Below are 21,063 nucleotides of genomic sequence, written 5' to 3'. Positions count from 1 at the left end.
TATGAAGATGAATTTAAAAACTAACATTATTGCGATGACAATATTGTCATTTGCATTTAGTGCGCAATCACAAATCACAAGTAATTTTGATCCAAAAAGATTACAAGATATTAATGTTTATAATAATATCAATACAAGATATGGAAGCATTAACTTAGACAATGTCGATGGTTCACCTTACTTAAAAGATGAATTTGTAAAAGGAAAAGTAATTGACACAAAGAAAAATCAAAGCTTTGATGCCTTTTTAAGATATAACATCTATAAGGGTCAAATTCAAATTAAAGAAAATATATCAAGTGATAATGTTAAATCGCTTGAAAGATTTAACCAATACAAGTATGTTATAGACGGCGAAGTGTTTCAGTTATTTAACAGTAGTTCTGTATTTAAAGGCGGTTCTGACAACGGTTATATGGCAATTTTAAGTGAAGAAGGTAAGGAAGCATTATTGCTAAAAAACTATCACCAATTATATACGCCGCCCAAAAAAGCGACTAGCACTTATGATACTGACAAGCCTGCTAAACTTGAAACAAAATTTGATTATTACATCAGTAAAGATGGTGGTCGAAGCTTTATTAAAATAGAAGCCCACAAACGCCGCATTCTTGACTCTTTCTTTGGTGAAAAACAAGATATGGTTAAAGATTACATAAAGGAAAATAACTTTAAGTTTAGAGGATCTGATAAGGAAGTTGAAAATCAATTAAGACGTGTAATTGCTTATTATAATTCAATTTAGTTTATCCTGGAATAAAGTCTTTTAAATAATACGGTACAAAATAAGCCGTATCTTCAAAATTTTTCGCTAAAAACTTCTGTCGTGCAAGTTGAAATTGCTCTCTTGCCGATGGAAGTTTTTGCGTTATAAAACTAACATTATTAGTTAAAGAAGATATTTCAGCAAATTTTTCAACACCATCACCAATAAAATGAATATGGCGTTTGTGGGCTTCAGTTGAAAATGAATGAACGTCAAGAATTTTAGCTTCGACTGAAGTTATTGCTTTATAATCAGATGCAAAACTCTGCGTATAAACTTCCATTCGGCGTGCATCTAACATTGGTACAATTAAATCTGAAGTTGATTTGGGTTTTACCTGTAAAGCTAAACTTTGTAAAGTTGATGTCGCAATTAATGGAATTTCTGCTGCATAAGCAATTCCTTTTGCTGCTGAAACACCAATGCGTAAACCTGTATAAGAACCAGGACCTTCACTAACCGCAACTGCTGAAAGCTTTTTTACTGTGATACCATGATTAGAAAGTAAGCTATGTATAAACGGGTGCAACTGTTCTGCATGCGAATAATTTTTGCTATTCAATTCTTTTACCTCTAGCAGCTTCTCTCCGAAACCTAAGCTTACAGAACAGTTAGTTGTTGCCGTTTCTATGCAAAGTATATAACTCAAAATTGCTTAATTATAATCAACTACTCTAATACCGAAGTATAGCTCTAAAACTTTTAATCTAAAAATGAAATCGTATTTAGCATTGATTAGATTATTCTCTGCATTAGTAAGCCTAAACTTAGATTGACTTAAATCAAACGCGTTAGAAACACCAACATCATAACGCTCTTTTGCATAATTATAAGCAATGCGTTGTGCATCGACAGATTTTTGAGCAGCCTCATAAGTTTTAGCAGCACCTTGAGCATCAACATAAACTTGATATACATTAGACTCTAAATCTAATTTAGCTTGCTCTAATTGAAATTCAGCTCGTTTTGCATTCACTTTTCGGCGTTCAATGGTGTTTCTAGTTTGTAGTCCGTTAAAAATAGGAACGTTTAATTGAAGCCCATATGATAAACCATCATTTCTCCAAAGTTGATCAATAAAGTCTCGAGGAGCAATACTTTCTACAGCAAAATTTGGGGCTACTACAGCTTGGTTTGTGCCTTCAACGACACCAATTTGCTGAGTCGGATTATTAGGGTCTATTCCAGCAGAAACAGTTCTACGACGGTCTGATTCCCTTGTATTATAATTTAAAAAACCAGATAAAGTTGGGTAAAGTTGAGTTTTAGCAATTTCAACATCTTTATCGGCGAGTGCTAAATTTTGTTCTGCTAATTTTACTTCGTAACGTTCTTTTTCAGCCTCTGCAATAATTGTTTCAGGCGTTTTAGATAGAATGTCTGTCACCGGAATTTCATAGTCATCATCGGCAATATTGAAGTTTTGATAATCTTCCAATAATAAAAGTTGAGCTAAATTTATTTTCGAAATTCTAACATCATTCTTAGCGATTTGAATTTGTTGTTGTTCATTCGCATTAGTGGCTTCAATTTCATATAAGTCGCCTTCGGGTAAAGTTCCTGCTTCAACTTGTTTTTTTATTTGATCAATTTGAAGTTGCGTTACAAGATTTTGCTCTAATAAAACGTCTAATTGTTGTTTACTCACTAATATTTGAAGATAAGCATTGGCCACATTAAGCGATATGTTATCTTTCATTTGGTTTAAGGCGTATTGAGCAGAAAGACGTTCAAGCTTTGCGCGCTGTAATTGTTTTAAGTTACGCAGGCCATCAAAAATTGTAATTCCTGCTGTGGTGCTTAGAGAAAAGTTTCGTGTGACTTGGTTTTCTAAAACACCAGTTGTAACGTTTTGGGTTAAACCTGAATTCCATGAATTGCTGATATTTCCATTTAAAGAAGGTAAGTAATTACCAATGGCTTCACGTTTACTGATATCAGCATTTTCAAGGTCAAGTTCAGATTGCTTTACCGAAATATTATTTTCTATAGCGTAGGCAATACAGGCTTCTAGCGTCCATTCTTCAGGTTGTTCTTGGGCAAATGCTTGTGTACTTAATAAGCTAAAGCCTAACACAAAAGCAAGACTATATATTAGTTTCATAAACTTCAGTTTCAAAATTTGTTATCTTCTTCTTGGGTTTTGTGCCATAGGTTCTTGAACCTTGTTCCAAACCTTAATTTTGTCATCTTTATCTATACCAGATAATACTTGAACATTTATACCATCACTTAATCCTAACTCAATGTCACGACGTTCAAATTCTTGATCACCCGTTTCAACCTCAACAAAAGGGGCTTTAGTTTCCTTATCAAATTGTACTAAGGCTTCTTTTATAGCAAGTACATCTTCAGCTTTTTCAAGAATAATTGATGCATTTGCACTTAAGCCAGCACGTATAAAAATACCTTGAGTATCTTTTAAGCTTCCTTCAATTTCAAATTGAACAGCACCATTTTCTTCAACACCTTGTGGAGCGATATAGTCTAAAACAGCATCAAATGTAGTATTTTCGATAGCACCAACTTTAATTTCTAATGGAAGGTCTTCTTCAATTTTACCGACTTCAGACTCGTCTACTTTTCCTTCAAAAATCATGTCGTCTACTTTGGCAATAGTTGCAATTGTAGTCCCTTCATTAAAGTTGTTAGCTTCAATAACTTGGTCTCCAACTTCAACAGGAACATCAAGTATCATCCCAGTAATACGTGCTTTAATCTCTGTGGTTGCAGCATTTCCGGCATCTTTACTTGTACCTGTTTTAATGATTTCTAGATTTTCCTGAGCAAAAGTAACCTCAAGCTTAGCGTTGTCATAACTATTTTTAGCTAGGTCATAATCGTTTGCAGAAATAACGCTTTTATCAAACAATTCTTTTTGGCGCTTATAAATTTTTTCTTGATTTTCTAAATTAATTTGAGCCTGACGTAATTGGTTTTTAGCTGAGTTTAAGTTATTGATACTTGGAACAACTTTAAGCTGTGCAATTAAATCACCAACTTCAACTGTATCACCTGGTTTTACCATTAGTTGATCTACAATTCCTGAAATATTTGGCTTTACGTCTACTTCTTCACGAGGTGTTAAAGTTCCTGTAGCCACTGTTTTTCTAATAATGGTTTCATTAGTTGGTTGTTCTGTTTTAAAAACTTCTGGGCTTTCTTGATTTTTTTGATATAAATAATACAATGATCCGCCAAAAAGCGCAACAATGATTATTAGAACAATAATGGTAACTACTTTTTTCATTTTATTTATTATTAGGTCTTTTGGTTTTTATTCAGTTCTTAAGGCATCAACAGGTTTTACTTTAATGGCATTTTGGGCTGGAATAAATCCTGCTAATAATCCCGCAATAATTAATATCAATAAAGCAATAATAACGGTTGGTAAATCAACGCTAGGATTAGCAAATGGTATATCGCCACCTTCAGGTAATACAAAATTAATAATAACTAGAATTCCTGTTGCAAAAGCAATGCCGGCCATACCAGCGATGAGTGTTAAAAATACAGACTCAAAAAGGACTTGGCCTCTAATGCTCCAAGGAGTTGCCCCAAGTGCTCGGCGAACGCCAATCTCGTTAGTACGTTCTTTTACTACAATCAACATAATATTACTTATACCTATAACACCTGAAAGTAAAATTAATATCCCCACAAAATAAGCAACTGCATTTAAGGCTATAAATAAACCTTGAATTTTAGAGAATTGCTCGTATAAATCAAAGTTACCTATGGCGCGGTCATCTTCAGGATGTATTTTATGATTGGTTTTTATGACATCAAAAATTTGTTCTTTAAGATTGGTAACCGAATAGCTATCTTTTGCTGTAATTGCCATCCAGCCAACTCTTTCACCGTAGTTAAAGGCTTGAGAAAAGGCCGTAAATGGCGTGTAAATTTGTTTTTGGTCTTCTTCAGCATTTCCGCCACCGAATCCACGTTTTTTATAGACACCTATGACCATAAAATTAACGCCTTGTATTTTAACATAGGTTCCCAGCGGATTTTCATCTATTTCATAAAGTTCACTTAAAACTCCTTCACCAATAACAGCAACTTTTCGTTTATTTTCAATATCATTTTGGTTAATGAAACGGCCTTGAAGTATTTTCATAGGCTCTTGATTTTGGATGTCTGGATAATCACCATAAACATTAAATGCGCCATTTTTTAAACCACGAACAACATTATTATCACCGCCAAAACCGCCTAGTTGGTTTCTTGGTGATACATATTTTAAGCCATTTACTTTTTGTTTGATTGATGTTACATCATCCAGGTCAAAATTATAGCGTCTTCCTTTGGGCAAGCCTTTATAGGGCTTAGAAGCTGTTTGTGACCACATAAACATGGAGTTCGATGAAATGCCCGAGAAAATATTTTTAACGCCATTTTCAAGACCATTGCCAGCCGCCAGTAAAATGACGAGAATGAAAATTCCCCAAAATACGCCAAAGGCGGTAAGCACTGTTCTAAATAAGTTAGATGACAGTGACTCAATTACTTCATTCCATTTATCTCTACTAAACATATTATTCGTCTCTTAATGCTTCAATTGGTTTAATTCTAGCACCTCGCCAAGCTGGAAAAAATCCAGCTATAGCACCAGCAACAATCAATATCACAACGGTTGTTAAGGCAATATTGAAATTAACTGATGGATTAACCATAAAGTCTAAGTCAACCATAGGACCAATAAACTCGAGCAGTGCTAGCGCTAAAATTAAGCCTACAATTCCTGAAAATGCTGTTACAAAAACAGATTCATGAAGAACCATACCTACGATAGACATAGGCTTAGCGCCTAGTGCCTTTCTTATTCCGATTTCCTTAGTTCGCTCTTTAACTATAATTAGCATGATATTACTTACACCGATAATGCCTGCTAACAATGTAGCGATGCCAACAAACCAAAAAAAGATTTTCATGGCCGAAATAAGCTGGTAAATTTCTTTTGTATTCTCTATATTGTTACTAATAAATATACCACTGGTATCAAGCGGATTAACCAGTAGTTTTGCTTTTAGTTGGCGTTCAATTTTAGCGGTAAATTCTTTAGATTCGGTTAATGCTTGCTCATAATCATCAACTTTAGGTAAAGTAAATCCCATTGAACGAATATTATTTCCAGCGCCGTAAACCACTTGTGCAGTACGCAACGGAATATAAACACGTGCTTCTTCTCGGTCGCCGCCTGGATCTGTAAATACGCCAACTACTTTAAAATTTAAACCTGAAAGTGATATATATTCGCCTATGGGTGATGCATCTTTAAACAAGTCCTTTTTAACACGATTGCCAATAACAATGTGTTTCTCGTAGTTTTCTAAGTCAGATTGATTGATGAATCTTCCTTCAATTATTGAAGCATTTTCAAGAAATTGATAGTCTGGCAAAACACCTTCAACGCGATAACTACCAAATTCTTTTTTATATGAAACTAAACCATTCCATATTCGGTAAAGTGAAGATTTACGTTCAACTTCTTCTTTATTGCTTAAAGCGAGTTCGTAATCTTCATTGGTAAACTGAATTCTTCGACCTGGATTTAGACCTTTATACTCTAATGAAGTTTCACCAGGATAAATGTTGATGATGTTAGAAGCATCACGTTCAAATTGTTCTTCAATTCCGTTTTGCATACCAACGCTAACGCCAAGTAAAATAATTAAGATAAAAATTCCTGAAGCAACCGATACTCCGGTTAAAAAAGTACGGAGTTTATTTTTACTGATGGTTTCAAAAACCTCTTGCCAACGTTCTAAACTAAACATTTTCGATTGCTCTTACTTGTTCAACTTTTTCGTCATTAATTATTACGCCATCCTTTAAATGAACAATACGTTTAGTCATTTGGGCAATATCTTCTTCGTGTGTGACCACTAAAATAGTTTTACCTTCATCATTAATTTTCTGGACTAAATCCATTATTTCGTAAGAAGTTTTAGTGTCAAGTGCACCTGTTAATTCATCGGCCAACAATACTTTTGGGTGACTCGCTAAGGCGCGAGCAATAGCCACACGTTGTTTTTGACCACCAGAAAGCTCATTAGGTTTATGTGTTGCCCATTCAGCTAAGCCAACTTTTTCTAGATAACTCATGGCGCGATCATTGCGTTCGCCACGAGAAATACCTTGATAGTATAGTGGTAAAGCCACATTATCTAAAGCTGATTTATAATTGATTAAGTTAAACGACTGAAATATAAAACCTAAAAATTTGTTGCGGTAATTAGCAGCAATACGTTCATTTAAATTTTTAATCGGCACACCATCTAGATGGTAAGTACCTTCATCGGCTTCGTCAAGTATGCCTAAAATATTTAGTAAAGTCGATTTTCCCGAGCCTGAAGATCCCATAATTGAGACTAACTCGCCTTCTTTAACGCTAAAATTAATCCCTTTTAAAACATGTAATGCGTTTTTACCAACTTTATATGACTTGTGTAAATCTTTAATTTCAATCATAGGTTTAATTTTAGCTTGCAATAGTAAGACTGATAAAAGTTACAATTGTTACATTAGATATGTTATTATGATGTTAAAAAAATGGATCTACTTACAGATAGCACCTTTAATATACAACCGCTACTGAAAAAAGCAATTTTGAAGTATTCATTTAACAATAAAACATATAATGTACTGAAGTTGATAGTTAACTTTAATCATCAACTATTTGCTGAAACTAAAAACTTTTTAAGCTTTAAAATTTGCAGCTAAGTTGAAGTATCTTAAAAACTATTGCAAAGCCTAACTAGCTGAAAGTTGAATCAAATATGAAAATGCCTTTATAGCTTCAGCTTTTTAGATGCTATAAATTATGACTGACCTAGCCAAGTTTTAAAATCGACTGATTTTGCAATAATTGAGCTTAATTCTTCAATTTTTACACGTTCTTGTTTCATACTATCGCGATGCCGTATTGTTACAGAACCATCTTCTTTGGTGTCATGGTCAACAGTGATACAAAATGGCGTTCCTGCTGCATCTTGTCGGCGATAACGACGACCGACCGCATCTTTTTCATCATAATCAATATTAAAATCCCATTTTAGCTCATCTACAATTTTACGTGCAATTTCTGGTAAGCCATCTCGTTTCAATAATGGTAGAACTGCTGCTTTAACGGGCGCTAGTATAGCTGGCAACTTCAATACAGTTCTAGAATTACCATCTCCTAAATCTTCATCTTGAAGCGCACTTGAAAAAACTGCTAAGAACATTCTATCAAGGCCAATAGAGGTTTCAATAACATAAGGCACATAGCTTTCTTTCATTTCAGGATCATAAAATTGAAGTTTTTTTCCTGATAAGTTTTCATGAGCTTTTAAATCGAAATCGGTTCTTGAGTGAATTCCTTCTAGTTCTTTAAAACCAAATGGAAATTTAAATTCGATATCAGTAGCAGCATTTGCGTAATGGGCTAATTTTTCGTGATCATGAAAACGGTAGTTATCATCTCCTAAGCCTAATGAATTGTGCCATTTGGTTCTGATCTCTTTCCAATGCTCAAACCATTTAAGTTCATCACCAGGCTTAACAAAGTATTGCATTTCCATTTGTTCAAATTCGCGCTGACGAAAAATAAATTGGCGCGCCACAATTTCATTTCTAAACGCTTTACCGATTTGAGCGATTCCGAACGGAATTTTCATTCGGCCTGTTTTTTGAACATTGGCAAAATTCACAAAAATACCTTGCGCTGTTTCTGGCCGTAAATATAAATCTGAAGCCGATTCGGCCGAAGCGCCTAATTTTGTACCAAACATTAAGTTAAATTGCTTGACGTCGGTCCAATTTCTAGAGCCACTCATCGGGCATGCAATATCAAGTTCTTCAATTAAAGCTTTTACATCGGCTAAGTTATCATCGTTGAGTGATTGCCCTAAACGCTGAAGTATTTCTTGTGACTGCTGGCGGTATTTAACCACACGAGGATGCGTGCTTACAAATTCTGCTTCATCAAATTTATCACCAAAACGCTTTTTAGCTTTAGTGATTTCTTTTTGTGCTTTTTGCTCTAATTTTTCAACATAGTCTTCAACTAAAACATCAGCTCTGTAACGCTTTTTAGAGTCTTTATTATCAATTAACGGATCATTAAAAGCATTAACATGACCAGAAGCTGTCCAAGTTTTGGGATGCATTAAAATGGCAGCATCTAAACCTACAATTTCTTCATGCATTTGCACCATGCTTTTCCACCAATAATTTTTGATGTTGTTTTTAAGCTCAACACCATTTTGACCATAATCATAAACTGCACTTAAGCCGTCGTAAATTTCGCTAGATGAAAATATGTATCCATATTCTTTTGCATGCGAAATAACTTGTTTGAATTTGTCTTGTCCTTTTGCCATGCCACAAAAATATAAAATAGCGGCATACCGCATTAATTATTAGTTAAAAAAGACCATTTTAATTATTGACTTATTCTAGCAGAATAAAAATTAAACCATATTATTCTAGGAGTTAGAAATATAAAATACAGACCATGGTTTGCGCTGCATTAATTTTTTAGTTACTTTTATGATGTGCTAAATAGTTTAGTTAACTTTTTGTTCCCCACAATCTGTGGGGCATGCACACACATTTTGCACCCACGAGAATCCTTTTTGTGTACACATTGCCTTCATAATATAGCACAATATCCTGTTGAACTACAACAACCTGCTTTTGAAAGTTTACTTTATGGACGTGTTAACTTTGAGCAAGCCCGATGTTTGTTTTATTTCCAAAAACATGGCGCTTCACAAGAAGCCATTCACAATTTAAAATACCGAAATCAGTCGCAGTTAAGTGAATTTTTTGGAGATTGGATGGGCGAATTACTTAAAGAAAGTAAGCATTTTCAATCGGTCGATGCTGTAATTCCTGTGCCGCTTCATCCTAAAAGGCTTCGGAAACGTGGCTACAATCAAGTTGAAGGTTTCGGCCGAGGCATTGCCAAACACCTCAAAGCAAATTATATAGATCACGTATTATTAAGGCGATCTAACAGTAAAACACAAGTTTTTAAAAATCGCATGGCACGAACTGAAATGATTGAAAATAGTTTTTACATCAGTTCAACTCGAACTTTAAAAGAAAAACACCTCTTGTTAGTTGATGATTTAGCGACCACTGGTGCTACTTTAGAGTCTTGCTACTTAGCACTAAAACCTATACCAGATTTCAAATTGAGTCTGGCTACCATGGCTTTGAATAGATAAATCTTAAATAATTATTGTTTCTTTGTGAAAAAATACGCATTGAAACCGATTATTGCCTCAATTTTAAGTCTTATTTTTTTACTCACACTTTGGTCATGTGCCCAACGCGGTAGACCAGATGGCGGACCAAAAGATAAAGAACCACCACAATTTTTAAGTTCTAAACCAGCTAATTATAGCATTAATTATAATGATGAAAGTGTTATAATCAAATTCGACGAATTTGTTCAGCTAAATAACCCAAGACAGCAAATTATTGTTTCGCCACCTCTGGCAGACAAGCCTGTTATCACTCCATCAAGCACTCCAAGTAAAGAATTTACAATTGAAATGCCTCGCGATTCCTTACTTGATAATACAACTTACACCATCAATTTTGGCACAAGCATTGAAGATTATAATGAAGCTAATGTTTTTCCCTATTTCAAATATGTGTTTTCAACTGGCCCAATTTTAGATTCTTTGAAACTTAGCGGCCGCGTATTTGATGCTAAACAGCGACTACCTGAAGATAATATTTCGGTTGTGCTATACCAATTAGACAGTACTTACTCAGACTCAACAGTGTTTCAATCGCCACCAACTTATATCGCCTATACCGATTCAACTTCAGCTTTTACAATAGAAAACATTAAAGCAGGAAGCTATAAACTCTTCGCCATTAAAGACAAAAACGCTAATTATACTTTTGAATCTGATACAGATAAAATAGGGTTTTTGACTGATACAATTCAAATTCCAACCCAGAAAACTTATGATTTAATTGTTTTTAAAGACTTTATTCCGGTTGAAGTCAACAGACCAAAACAAATTTCTCGCTTACAATTAGAGTTTGGATACAAAGGCCAACCCGAATCACCTGAAATTAAATTAATTTCTAAACTTGACGATAGCATAAATTTTCAATCACGCATTTTAAAGCATCCCGAAAAAGATACTTTACAATATTGGTATAAACCTTATATCGATAAAGATAGTTTATTATTCACATTTAAAAATGCAGGACAATTAATTGACACGCTAGAAATTAATCCTAAGCAAATTGAGCTTGATTCTCTGCGTTTAAGTCAATCGCCAAGTAGCGCAATTGGTTTTTTTGAAGCTTTAAAGCTAAGAGCCAATACGCCTATTTCAGCTATTGACACCTCAAAAATTAGTGTTTTATCACAAGATTCAACCAAAATTAACTTTTCAAGCCGCCTAAAATCTGCTGAAAATACTTTAGAACTCAATTTTGAAAAAGTTGAAAAAACAAGTTATAACATTAACTTGCTTCCTGGCGCGATTACCGATTTTTATGAAGAAACCAACGATACGATTAGCTACCGTGTAAGTACAGCCTCGTATGCTGATTTTGGAAATCTAGAATTAAGCGTTGATGGTATCATAACATTTCCTGTGATTGGCGAACTGGTTGATCAAGATGGTAAACTAATAAAATCCCTTTACAATACTAACAGTAACACCTTTAATTTTAGATACATCAGTCCTGGAACTTATTATTTTAGACTCATTTATGATACCAACAAAAATGGAGTTTGGGATTCTGGAAATTACTTAGAATCTAAACAGCCTGAAGTTGTACTTTATGAGCCAAAACCTTTTGAAATTCGTGCGTTTTTTGATTACGTCCAGCGGATCAGTTTAAAGTAAAATGGTCGCGATCATTTAAAAAAGCAAATTTTTGACGTGCATTTTGCTGGCTTTCATAATTCAGTTTTAAATGTGTAACATTTTCAGCTTCTGGATGATGCTTGCTTAATACTTGCCCTAAATAGTCATAGGCAGCTGAATGCCCAACATAATTAACGCCATTACCATCTTTACCGATACGATTAACACCTATGCAATAACTCATATTTTCTATGGCACGTGCTTTTAGTAAAGCATCCCAAGCTAAAATACGCTTTTCAGGCCAGTTGGCAACATAGATTAAAACATCATAAGCTTGTGTATTTCTAGACCAAACAGGAAAACGTAAATCATAACAAATTAAAGGACAAATTTTCCAGCCTTTATAATTAACCATACAAATATTATGGCCAGCAGAATAGACATTCTGCTCATTAGCGAGACTAAATAAATGATGCTTATCGTAAGTTGAATAATCACCATTTGGTTTCATAAAAATAAGTCGATTATAAAATTGATGTCCAACTTTACACATCACACTACCCGTAACAGCAACATTGTAAGTTGATGTTATTTTATTGAACCAACGCAAATGTGTTTCAAAATCTTCTGCGTTGACTTCAGCTTGCATCGAAAAACCAGTTGTAAACATTTCAGGTAAGATAATAATATCAGTCTTAGCAGCATGTTTTGCTATCAGTTCTTCAAAATGATTTCGATTTTGCTCAGCTTGCTCCCAATATAATTCAGTTTGCACGTAGGCTAATGATAAATCTTCCATATTAATCAACAATATCTAAGTTCGACTGCGACTTAAAGCGTTCTAAAATCTCTTTAGCTTCAAGAACATCATTAGGGTGAACCTTCAAAAAAATTCCGCCAAAAGCATTAGCGTAAAATGGCATTACACCTAAAACAGTTTCGTTTTGAAATACATACCTAATTCCTTCTTGTTCTAGCAAATGCTGAATTATACTATACTCGTAAGCATAAGTAAAAGTTGCAATTTTTACATAATCAATCATAATTTAAATATCGTTGTTTTAATTAAAAACAAGATTTAAATTTAGTTAAAAAGAGGAAAAAAATTGAAGTAAAAATCCCTAACTCAGCTAATTGATACTATGGTTGAGGATTAATTTGAGATAGACAAAAACGGCTATAAACCCTACTAAAGCTATGATGATGAGCAAGAGTAAGATTTTTTTAGCTTTTAACATAAAATAATTTTTATCAAATTTACAAAATTTTTAACACTTTTTATGAATAAATTGTTAGCAAATCATTACCCATTACTTTTAACTTAACAAAGATTTATTGCAGTGCGTTTAGCATCAAATTATTAAATGCTAACTTAGCAGCGTTTAAATTAAACTATGAGTAAGAAAAAACAACGACGATCAAAAACAAAATCATCTCACAACTCTCCTAAATTTAGTCAAAAAGTATTAAGCTTTTTTCGCCAACATCGCGACAAATCATACAGCTTTAACCAAATTGCCGATTTATTAGACCTAAAAGATACCAAAACCCGAAACCGATTAATTAGACTTTTAGGGCAATTAACCGCTAAAGGACAACTAAAGCAAGATCAAAATCACCATTTTAGCTTAAATACTAAAGACCATTTATATACAGGCAAAGTTGATATGACAACACGAGGAAATGCCTACGTTATGGTAGATGACCTAGAGCATGATATTCATATTGAACAAAAAAACCTGAACCGTGCTTTAGATGGTGACGAAGTTGAAGTTTTTGTCTTTAAAAAAAGAGAGCAATCTAAATCTGAAGGCGAAATTATAGGCATACTTAACCGCCATAAAACCGACTTTGTTGGTGTGCTTCAAAAACAGAACCATTTTGGGTTTGTTATTGTTCAAAATCCAAAAATGTATACTGATATCTTTGTGTCTAAAGATCATTTTAACGGCGCCGATGATGGCTTATTGGTTAAAGTTAGGCTACTTGAATGGAAAGAAGATAGCGATTCTCCAACAGGAGAAATTACTGAAGTTTTAGGAAAGCCTGGCGAGCATAACACCGAGATGCATGCCATTTTAGCTGATTATGGCTTACCAGAAAAGTTTCCGCCAGAGGTTGAAGCTTTTGCAGACCAAATTGATACTAAAATTCGCCCTGAAGAAATTAAAAAGCGTCGTGACATGCGTGACACGCTTACCTTTACAATAGACCCAGCTGATGCCAAAGACTTTGATGATGCACTGAGCTTCAAAACACTAGATAATGGAAATTTTGAGATTGGTATTCATATTGCCGACGTAGCCCATTATGTACAACCCGATACTATTTTAGACGAAGAAGCCTACAACCGAGCAACGTCTATTTATCTTGTAGATCGCGTGGTACCAATGCTACCCGAAGTTTTATCTAATGGCGCATGTTCGCTTAGACCAAATGAAGAAAAATATACCTTTTCGGCTGTTTTTGAAATTACACCAGATACCAAAATTGTTAATGAATGGTTTGGTAGAACAGTAACTTACTCTGATGCACGCTTTGCTTATGAAGAAGCCCAACATATCATTGAAACAAAATCAGGCCAAATACCACCGCAAACAAGTCTTACTAAAAAAGCTTACACGGTAGAAAAATCTATTATTGAAGCCATCCTACAACTTGATCAACTCGCTAAAAAAATGCGACTAAAACGCATGAGTAGTGGTGCTATTTCATTTGATAAGGTTGAAGTTAAATTTAATTTAAGTGAAGATAACTCGCCTTTAGGCGTTCATTTTAAAACTTCAAAAGACGCCAATAAGCTTATTGAAGAATTTATGCTATTAGCCAACAGAAAAGTGTCTGAATTTATTGGTAAACAGAAAACCCAAAAAACATTTGTTTACCGTTGCCACGACGAACCTGATGACGAAAAACTTGAAACCTTAAATAAGGTTGTTTCTAAATTTGGCTATAACTTAAATTTTAAAAATCATAAAAATATAGCCAATACCTTAAACAAATTATTAAACGATGTGCAAGGTAAAAAAGAACAAAACCTGGTTGATACTTTAACCATTCGCACCATGAGTAAGGCCTATTATTCAACCCAAAATATTGGGCATTACGGCTTAGCTTTTGATTATTACTCCCATTTTACATCTCCGATAAGGCGATATCCAGATGTCATGGCTCACCGCTTATTACAACATTATCTTGATCAAGGAAAATCGGTAAGTGAAACCGAATACGAAGATAAGTGTAAACATGCCAGCGAAATGGAAAAATTAGCCACCAATGCCGAGCGTGATTCCATTAAATATATGCAAGTCAAGTTTATTCAAAACCATGAAGATACTGAATTCTTAGGGGTAATTTCTGGCGTAACCGACTTTGGAATTTTTGTAGAAATTATCGAAAATAAATGCGAAGGGATGGTGCGTTTACGAGACATTAAAGGAGATCATTACGACTTTAACCAAGAACATTATGCGGTTATTGGTCGGCGAACAAAAACCATGTACCAATTAGGTGATGAAGTCTACGTTCGCGTTAAAAAAGCCGACTTAATTAAACGTAACATCGACTTTGAACTTCTTGGTGCTGCTGATGAAGTCTTGATTTAAATAGATAACCAGTTTTCCTGTTTCAACATAAAAAGCCGACATATAATACGTCGGCTTTCAACATAACAATTGATTAGTTATTCTAGATAGGTTTGTAAATATCGTTTTACTTCTTTTATTAAGTCGCTAAAACTTTCTAAATGCTAACAATGCATTTCTAAAATTTAAGGTTGAGTTTCTAAGTTAATTTTACTTAAACAATATAAATTTTACCATAAAATTACCAAGAATTAAAAGTCTAAAATTCGCTTTTTTATGAAATTTGAACATAAAAATAACCATGCTTAAAATAGCATTCCATCCGATATACAAGCATCCTTTACCAGAAGGCCACCGATTCCCAATGGAAAAATATGATTTACTTCCTAAGCAATTATTACACGAAGGAACTTGCGAACAGGATCATTTTTTTGAGCCCCAAATATTACCAGAAAACGAAATTTATATCACACAGGCGCACGACGAAGCCTATATTACAAATCTCTACAATCTAGATATAGAACCACGACAAGCGCGTAAAATTGGTTTTCCGTTATCGGCAGAACTTGTTGAGCGGGAACGCCTTATTACTAACGGCACCATTCAAGCTTGCAACTTTGCATTAAAAAATGGCATTGCTATGAATATTGCAGGCGGTACTCACCACGCTTATCGCAGTCATGGCGAAGCTTTCTGCATGATTAATGATCAAGCAGTTGGTGCTTATTACCTATTAAACAACCATTTAGCAAAACAAATCTTAATTATTGATTTAGATGTGCATCAAGGCAACGGCACTGCTCAAATTTTTAAAAACGATGACCGCGTCTTTACTTTTTCAATGCATGGTAAAAGCAATTACCCCTTCAAGAAAGAAACTTCAAATCTTGATATTGCTTTAGAAAACGATACTAACGACGATCGTTTTTTAACTACTTTAAAAGCACACTTACCTCAACTCATTAAAAAGCTTCAACCAGATTTTATCTTCTACTTATCGGGCGTCGATATATTGGCAACAGACAAATTAGGGAAACTCGGTTGTAGTATTCAAGGCTGCAAAAACCGCGACGAATACGTTTTAAACTTATGCAAAAGCCACAACATCCCTGTAGAAGTTAGTATGGGCGGCGGCTATTCTAAAGACATCAAACATATTATTGAAGCCCACGCCAATACCTATCGCATCACACAAAATATATATTATTAAAATAATAACCTGAATTTTAAGTTATAGTATCAAGTAATTTAAATCATGTGAAACTTGACACGTCTTAATTTCAAATTAGTTCTAGGACTTTGCAGCTTATTACTGAGTATAAACTTTTATGCCCAAGACTCTACTTCGGTTGAAGTTAACAAAACCAAGTTTCATGAACTCAGTTTCGATGGTTTTGAAGCTCTCGTGACGCCTTCAGCCGAGCTTAATTACGAGTACTTGCTTGGTAAAGAACAAAGTATTGGTGCCTTTGTTTATAAAAATTTCAATAGCGAGATTAACAATAACTACCAAGAGGAATTTTCTTTAGGCTTTTCTTATCGTAACTACTTATATTCTCTACAGCCGAGAACATCTCACACAGGTATCTTTATAGAAGCCTTTAGTCAATTTAGTCTTGGAGAGCGCTTTAGGTTTATTAATCTAACTGAAAGTGAAAAAATAGGAAACTGGTCTAACTTTGGCCTTGGGTTTATGGCTGGTTATAAATGGTTAACCCAGCATAATATTGTTATACAAGTCCATTTGGGTGGCGGACTATTTGCGTTTAATACCAAAAAAACACCCGACAGCTTTTTTAGAGGCGGTCTTTTATTAGGCTACCGGTTTTAAATTAAGATTTCCAGTTATAACCTTTGAGAAGTAAGGCTGTTCTTAAAACATCTTTTTGACTCAAAACACCCACAATTTTACCTTCATCAACCACAGGAAATCGTCTAAATTTTGTAGCAATAAATTTCTGAGCTGCATCAAATAAATTGACATCAGGCGTTATGGTTTCTGGGTTTTTGGTCATGTAGTTTTCAACCTTAGTCTGTTCCATTGGCATATTGTAATACCGACTATCTGATATTTGCTTAATACAATCACCTTCAGAAATAATACCAGTTAAACGTTGATCTTCATTTACAACTGGCGCACCAGATATACGATGTTTTGTAAGCTGTTCTACCACTTCAATAATCGATTGGCCTTCTTCAATAATAACCACCGCTTTAGTCATACAATCAGCAACGCTAATTTTCTCAGCCTTAGCATTAACTTCACCGATGTGTTGCGCTTGAAAATTTTTGATTGCCATAAATTTTATTTTTTAAGTTAATTTTTATTAATATACTTAAAATAAAATTCATATTTTGATAATATTTATATTTTAACACCTTTATTAATTGATAATCTTGTTTTATTTAACTAAAAATAAATCATTAAGAATTAAAAAGAGATTAATGAAGTTTTAAGTGTACTTTATCTTAATAGTTGAACTGAAAACTTAAATTTGCAGTTTTAATGCAGCTTTATTTATGGCGAAACGCAAACCTCAGAACGATCTTCCAAAAGCCAAGCTTAGTGCTAGCAATCTTAAACGCTCTTTGCGTCTATTTACATATATCGGTCCACATAAATGGAAATTAATTATAGGAATGATTTTTCTTGGACTAACTGGTGTTACCGCCTTATTGTTTCCAAAATTAATGGGAGACTTAATTCAAACTGCCGATTTTTCTGTAGACGATATTAATCGCATGGGATTAATTCTTCTAGGATTATTTACAGCTCAAGCTGTCTTTTCATTTTTTAGAGTCGTCTTGTTTGTTAATGTTACTGAAAACATGTTGTCTACAATTAGACAAGATACGTACAATAACTTGATTAAAATGCCCATGCAATTTTTTTCAAGTCGTCAAGTCAATGAATTAAACTCACGTGTTGCTGCCGATATTTCTCAAATTCAAGATACATTTACCACAGGTTTAGCTGAGTTTTTACGTCAAAGTATTATTGTCGTTGGTGGAATTGTGGCGCTGTTTTTTACATCGGTAGAACTCTCATTACTTATGCTTGCAACCATTCCTGTTTTTGCTATTATCGCCGTTTTTTTTGGGAAATTCATCAAAAAATTATCAAAAGCAGCCCAAGACCAAGTGGCTGAATCTAATACTATTGTCGGTGAAAGCCTGCAAGGCATTAGCAACGTTAAAAGTTTTACAAACGAGTGGTTTGAAATTAAGCGCTACAAGAAGTCGGTCAACAAAATTAAAGCAATAGCCATTAAAGGCGGTTTAGCTCGAGGTGCATTTTCATCATTTATTATTTTTTGCATTTTTGGTGCCATTGTACTACTGGTTTGGCAGGCTGTTAAACTTCAAAATACAGGCGATTTAAGCCAAGCCGATTTAGTCACTTTTATTTTATATACCATTTTTGTTGGTGCATCGATTGGCGGTTTACCCATTCAATACGCACAAATACAAAAAGCGATTGGTGCTACTGAACGTGTTTTTGATTTAATTGATGAAATTCCTGAATCTATTGAAACTTCAACTGAAACTAAAAAAATTATTTCGGGTCAAATTGAATTCAATCAGGTTAATTTTGCTTATCCGTCAAGAGCTCAATTTCCGGTACTATCTTCCGTTAGTTTTAAAGCCAATTCTGGTGAAACGATTGCCATTGCAGGGCCAAGCGGCTCAGGGAAGTCAACTTTAGCCTCGCTTGTTTTACGATTTTATGAACCTCAAAGCGGTGAAATTTTATTTGATGGTAAACCTGCTTCAAATTATGGTTTACATGAATTACGCCAACAAATGGCTATAGTTCCTCAAGATGTGTTGTTATTTGGCGGCAGCATCTTTGAAAATATTGCTTATGGGAAACCAAATGCAAGCAAACATGAAGTGATTGAAGCTGCTAAAAGTGCCAACGCACATGAATTTATTATGGGTTTTCCTGACCAATACAACACTTTAGTAGGTGAACGCGGTGTTCAACTCTCTGGTGGCCAACGACAACGCGTTGCCATTGCTAGGGCTGTACTTAAAAACCCTAAACTTTTAATTTTAGATGAAGCCACAAGCTCTCTCGATTCTGAATCTGAAAAATTGGTTCAGGAAGCTTTAGACCAATTAATGAAAAACCGAACCTCGATTGTTATTGCGCATCGCCTTTCAACCATAAAAAATGCTGATCAAATTTTGGTCCTCGAAAATGGGCAAATTATAGAAAAAGGTACACATGAAGATTTGCTTCAACAAGAAAATGGGTTGTATAAAAAATTAAGCTCAATTCAATTTGATGCTTAACGTGTTTTCAGCCAACCTGTAATACTAAGTCGCTTTCCGCTATTAACTTTTTTAACCTCATGTTCGAGCAACTGGCTTTCAAAAACGACTAGTCTTCCTGGTTTTGGAATAATTGTTTCAGTAGTGTTTTGGTGGGTATAAATAACTAATTCACCGCCATTTTTAATGCTCCAGTGATGATCATTTAAATACAAAACCATCGATAATTTTCGGCGTTGATCACTTTGAAAGCTGTCTAAATGCCGTTTATAAAATGTGCCTTCAGGATATACGGCATAGTGAAATTCACGATGTAAGATCCCCATAAAACAAGTACGGTTGAGGTATTCTATAAACTGATTAATTTTATTAAAAAAAGCCGCTTCAATGGTATTTTTAGATTGGTGATTAATCCATTGAATATAATCGCCACGTATAGAGTTAATAATCGTTTCGTTTGTGCGATTACCAATTGCTGCTTTTTTTAAATCGTCTTGTTGATATTTGTCAAGTAACTGTTGCCGAAGTTGATTGATCAACTCTGGTTTAAAAAAATGGTCTACACAACTGAAGTGCTTCAATTGTAAATCATTAATAATAGCTTCGTAAGTTGAATTGGTTTTAGCTGAAACTAATTCAGAAAGTAAAGATTTTGTCATTTATATTACACCATCAATTAAAAAGATGGCGCGCAAAATTACGCTAGAAATAATATATCAAACAACACTTTTAATAAGTTTTCGTGACATCTTCATCTACGCAAATAATAAAATTAGCCAGTTGTTTGTTTTCAGCATCAAGCTGGTTAATTTTAGCTTGCTCAACAGTTGTAATAGTAAGAATGTTTATTTCAGGTTGATGTTGTTTGAGGTACCAATAAATTCCATCAAAATTATTAGAATGGTAACTCCCATTAAAATGTAAAAACACTTGATTAGCTTGGGTGTTTTTTAAAATAAAGTGCGCCATCGTGGCGTCTTTAATGGCTTGGGCTTTTACCATATCTACACTTGCATGATCGCCCATCATTTCTAGCATAGCTTTATAGCCTGGCAATTCAGGATCAAATAAAATTGGGCGTGGCGCCACCCATTTTAATTGCTGTTGAGTTAAACTATCAAGACTTGAAAAACCGCCTTTTTTATAAACATTACTCGCAAAGCGACGCGGAATATTAGTCGCTATAAAGTCAAGTTCATTTTGCTGAGCGAAGTCAAGTAAAGGCTTATAATCTGTTTTAAAATTTGGCCATAACTTAATGCTATCTTTAAGTTGTTTCACATTTAATGCTTTGCTTAAATAAGCATCAATGGCAGGTTGTTGGTCGGCTTCAAACATTTCGGCACCCAAAACCATATTTAAGTTGTTTTGGTGTAAATCTTTAGTCACTTCAATTTGTAGCCAATGTGCTATAGCGTTGTTATGAAATTCTCCAAACAGTACAACATCAGCTGTCGCTAAACTATCAATCATTTTTTTATAGTCAAGGTTTTGACCATTTGAATTATAAAGCTGATAAGCTTGTTTATGCTGACTAAAACTTAGCTGAGTGACACAAAACACCACGAGTGAGATTAAACGAAAAGCTGTTTTTGACGTCATA

General features: G+C 34.3%; 19 protein-coding genes. 7 read left to right on the top strand and 12 right to left on the bottom strand.

What is annotated here, in order from left to right; translation table 11 throughout:
- Nucleotide 1: 1 nt before the first annotated feature.
- Nucleotides 2-745, top strand: a complete 744-nt coding sequence (locus BUB82_RS05715; protein WP_143185649.1) for a hypothetical protein — start codon at nucleotides 2-4, stop codon at nucleotides 743-745.
- 1 nt (nucleotide 746) lies between these two features.
- Here the strand turns inward: BUB82_RS05715 and tsaB are convergent, their stop codons facing one another.
- From tsaB to BUB82_RS05680, 7 genes are all read right to left on the bottom strand, one after another.
- The gene (gene tsaB / locus BUB82_RS05710; RefSeq protein ID WP_073192644.1) at nucleotides 747-1,415 is read right to left on the bottom strand and encodes a tRNA (adenosine(37)-N6)-threonylcarbamoyltransferase complex dimerization subunit type 1 TsaB; all 669 of its coding nucleotides are present in this window, start codon (nucleotides 1,413-1,415) and stop codon (nucleotides 747-749) included.
- 6 nt (nucleotides 1,416-1,421) lie between these two features.
- The gene (locus BUB82_RS05705) at nucleotides 1,422-2,870 is read right to left on the bottom strand and encodes a TolC family protein (RefSeq protein WP_073192643.1); all 1,449 of its coding nucleotides are present in this window, start codon (nucleotides 2,868-2,870) and stop codon (nucleotides 1,422-1,424) included.
- A 21-nt stretch (nucleotides 2,871-2,891) separates the two neighbouring features.
- Nucleotides 2,892-4,016: an efflux RND transporter periplasmic adaptor subunit gene (locus BUB82_RS05700; protein ID WP_073192642.1), complete on the bottom strand. Its 1,125-nt coding sequence runs from the start codon at nucleotides 4,014-4,016 to the stop codon at nucleotides 2,892-2,894.
- A 27-nt stretch (nucleotides 4,017-4,043) separates the two neighbouring features.
- Nucleotides 4,044-5,303, bottom strand: a complete 1,260-nt coding sequence (locus BUB82_RS05695) for an ABC transporter permease (RefSeq protein ID WP_073192641.1) — start codon at nucleotides 5,301-5,303, stop codon at nucleotides 4,044-4,046.
- A gap of 1 nt (nucleotide 5,304) precedes the next feature.
- Nucleotides 5,305-6,546: an ABC transporter permease gene (locus tag BUB82_RS05690; protein WP_073192640.1), complete on the bottom strand. Its 1,242-nt coding sequence runs from the start codon at nucleotides 6,544-6,546 to the stop codon at nucleotides 5,305-5,307.
- On the bottom strand, nucleotides 6,539-7,240 hold the full coding sequence (locus BUB82_RS05685) for an ABC transporter ATP-binding protein (protein ID WP_073192719.1): 702 nt from the start codon (nucleotides 7,238-7,240) through the stop codon (nucleotides 6,539-6,541). Before BUB82_RS05685 ends, BUB82_RS05690 begins: the two co-directional genes overlap by 8 nt.
- A 350-nt stretch (nucleotides 7,241-7,590) precedes the next feature.
- Entirely contained in the window at nucleotides 7,591-9,132 is a 1,542-nt protein-coding gene (locus BUB82_RS05680) for a glycine--tRNA ligase (RefSeq protein ID WP_073192639.1), read from the bottom strand.
- Between the two features lie 255 nt (nucleotides 9,133-9,387).
- Between BUB82_RS05680 and BUB82_RS05675 the strand changes: the two genes are divergently transcribed.
- Both BUB82_RS05675 and BUB82_RS05670 read left to right on the top strand, forming a co-directional pair.
- On the top strand, nucleotides 9,388-9,984 hold the full coding sequence (locus BUB82_RS05675) for a ComF family protein (protein WP_234949764.1): 597 nt from the start codon (nucleotides 9,388-9,390) through the stop codon (nucleotides 9,982-9,984).
- A gap of 24 nt (nucleotides 9,985-10,008) precedes the next feature.
- Nucleotides 10,009-11,637, top strand: a complete 1,629-nt coding sequence (locus BUB82_RS05670) for an Ig-like domain-containing domain (protein ID WP_234949763.1) — start codon at nucleotides 10,009-10,011, stop codon at nucleotides 11,635-11,637.
- Here BUB82_RS05670 and BUB82_RS05665 read toward each other — a convergent pair.
- Together BUB82_RS05665 and BUB82_RS05660 are read right to left on the bottom strand one after the other, a co-directional pair.
- Entirely contained in the window at nucleotides 11,624-12,397 is a 774-nt protein-coding gene (locus BUB82_RS05665; protein ID WP_073192636.1) for an amidohydrolase, read from the bottom strand. The two genes, BUB82_RS05670 and BUB82_RS05665, sit on opposite strands and share 14 nt — an antisense overlap.
- A 1-nt stretch (nucleotide 12,398) precedes the next feature.
- On the bottom strand, nucleotides 12,399-12,641 hold the full coding sequence (locus BUB82_RS05660; protein WP_073192635.1) for a putative signal transducing protein: 243 nt from the start codon (nucleotides 12,639-12,641) through the stop codon (nucleotides 12,399-12,401).
- 351 nt (nucleotides 12,642-12,992) lie between these two features.
- Here BUB82_RS05660 and rnr point away from each other — a divergent pair, with 351 nt between their 5' ends.
- The 3 genes from rnr (at nucleotide 12,993) to BUB82_RS05645 (ending at nucleotide 17,013) form a co-directional block, all read left to right on the top strand.
- Nucleotides 12,993-15,203 carry a ribonuclease R gene (rnr, locus tag BUB82_RS05655; RefSeq protein ID WP_073192634.1) on the top strand — a complete coding sequence of 737 codons (2,211 nt, stop codon included), beginning with the start codon at nucleotides 12,993-12,995 and terminating at the stop codon, nucleotides 15,201-15,203.
- 280 nt (nucleotides 15,204-15,483) lie between these two features.
- Nucleotides 15,484-16,392: a histone deacetylase family protein gene (locus BUB82_RS05650; protein WP_073192633.1), complete on the top strand. Its 909-nt coding sequence runs from the start codon at nucleotides 15,484-15,486 to the stop codon at nucleotides 16,390-16,392.
- Nucleotides 16,393-16,446: 54 nt separating this feature from the next.
- Nucleotides 16,447-17,013, top strand: a complete 567-nt coding sequence (locus BUB82_RS05645; protein WP_073192632.1) for a hypothetical protein — start codon at nucleotides 16,447-16,449, stop codon at nucleotides 17,011-17,013.
- Nucleotide 17,014: 1 nt separating this feature from the next.
- Here BUB82_RS05645 and BUB82_RS05640 read toward each other — a convergent pair whose 3' ends face one another.
- Nucleotides 17,015-17,482 carry a CBS domain-containing protein gene (locus BUB82_RS05640; protein ID WP_073192631.1) on the bottom strand — a complete coding sequence of 156 codons (468 nt, stop codon included), beginning with the start codon at nucleotides 17,480-17,482 and terminating at the stop codon, nucleotides 17,015-17,017.
- 220 nt (nucleotides 17,483-17,702) lie between these two features.
- Here BUB82_RS05640 and BUB82_RS05635 point away from each other — a divergent pair, with 220 nt between their 5' ends.
- The gene (locus BUB82_RS05635) at nucleotides 17,703-19,481 is read left to right on the top strand and encodes an ABC transporter ATP-binding protein (protein ID WP_073192630.1); all 1,779 of its coding nucleotides are present in this window, start codon (nucleotides 17,703-17,705) and stop codon (nucleotides 19,479-19,481) included.
- Here BUB82_RS05635 and BUB82_RS05630 read toward each other — a convergent pair.
- Together BUB82_RS05630 and BUB82_RS05625 are read right to left on the bottom strand one after the other, a co-directional pair.
- Complete coding sequence (locus BUB82_RS05630; protein WP_073192629.1) at nucleotides 19,478-20,119, bottom strand: 2OG-Fe(II) oxygenase; 642 nt, start codon at nucleotides 20,117-20,119, stop codon at nucleotides 19,478-19,480. The genes BUB82_RS05635 and BUB82_RS05630 overlap by 4 nt on opposite strands.
- A gap of 70 nt (nucleotides 20,120-20,189) precedes the next feature.
- Nucleotides 20,190-21,062: a ChaN family lipoprotein gene (locus BUB82_RS05625; RefSeq protein WP_073192628.1), complete on the bottom strand. Its 873-nt coding sequence runs from the start codon at nucleotides 21,060-21,062 to the stop codon at nucleotides 20,190-20,192.
- Nucleotide 21,063: the final 1 nt, after the last annotated feature.

Origin of the sequence: Psychroflexus salarius (genome assembly GCF_900129035.1) — a bacterium.
Taxonomy (GTDB): Bacteria; Bacteroidota; Bacteroidia; order Flavobacteriales; family Flavobacteriaceae; genus Psychroflexus; species Psychroflexus salarius.
This window is presented reverse-complemented; position numbering and strand designations above follow the sequence as displayed.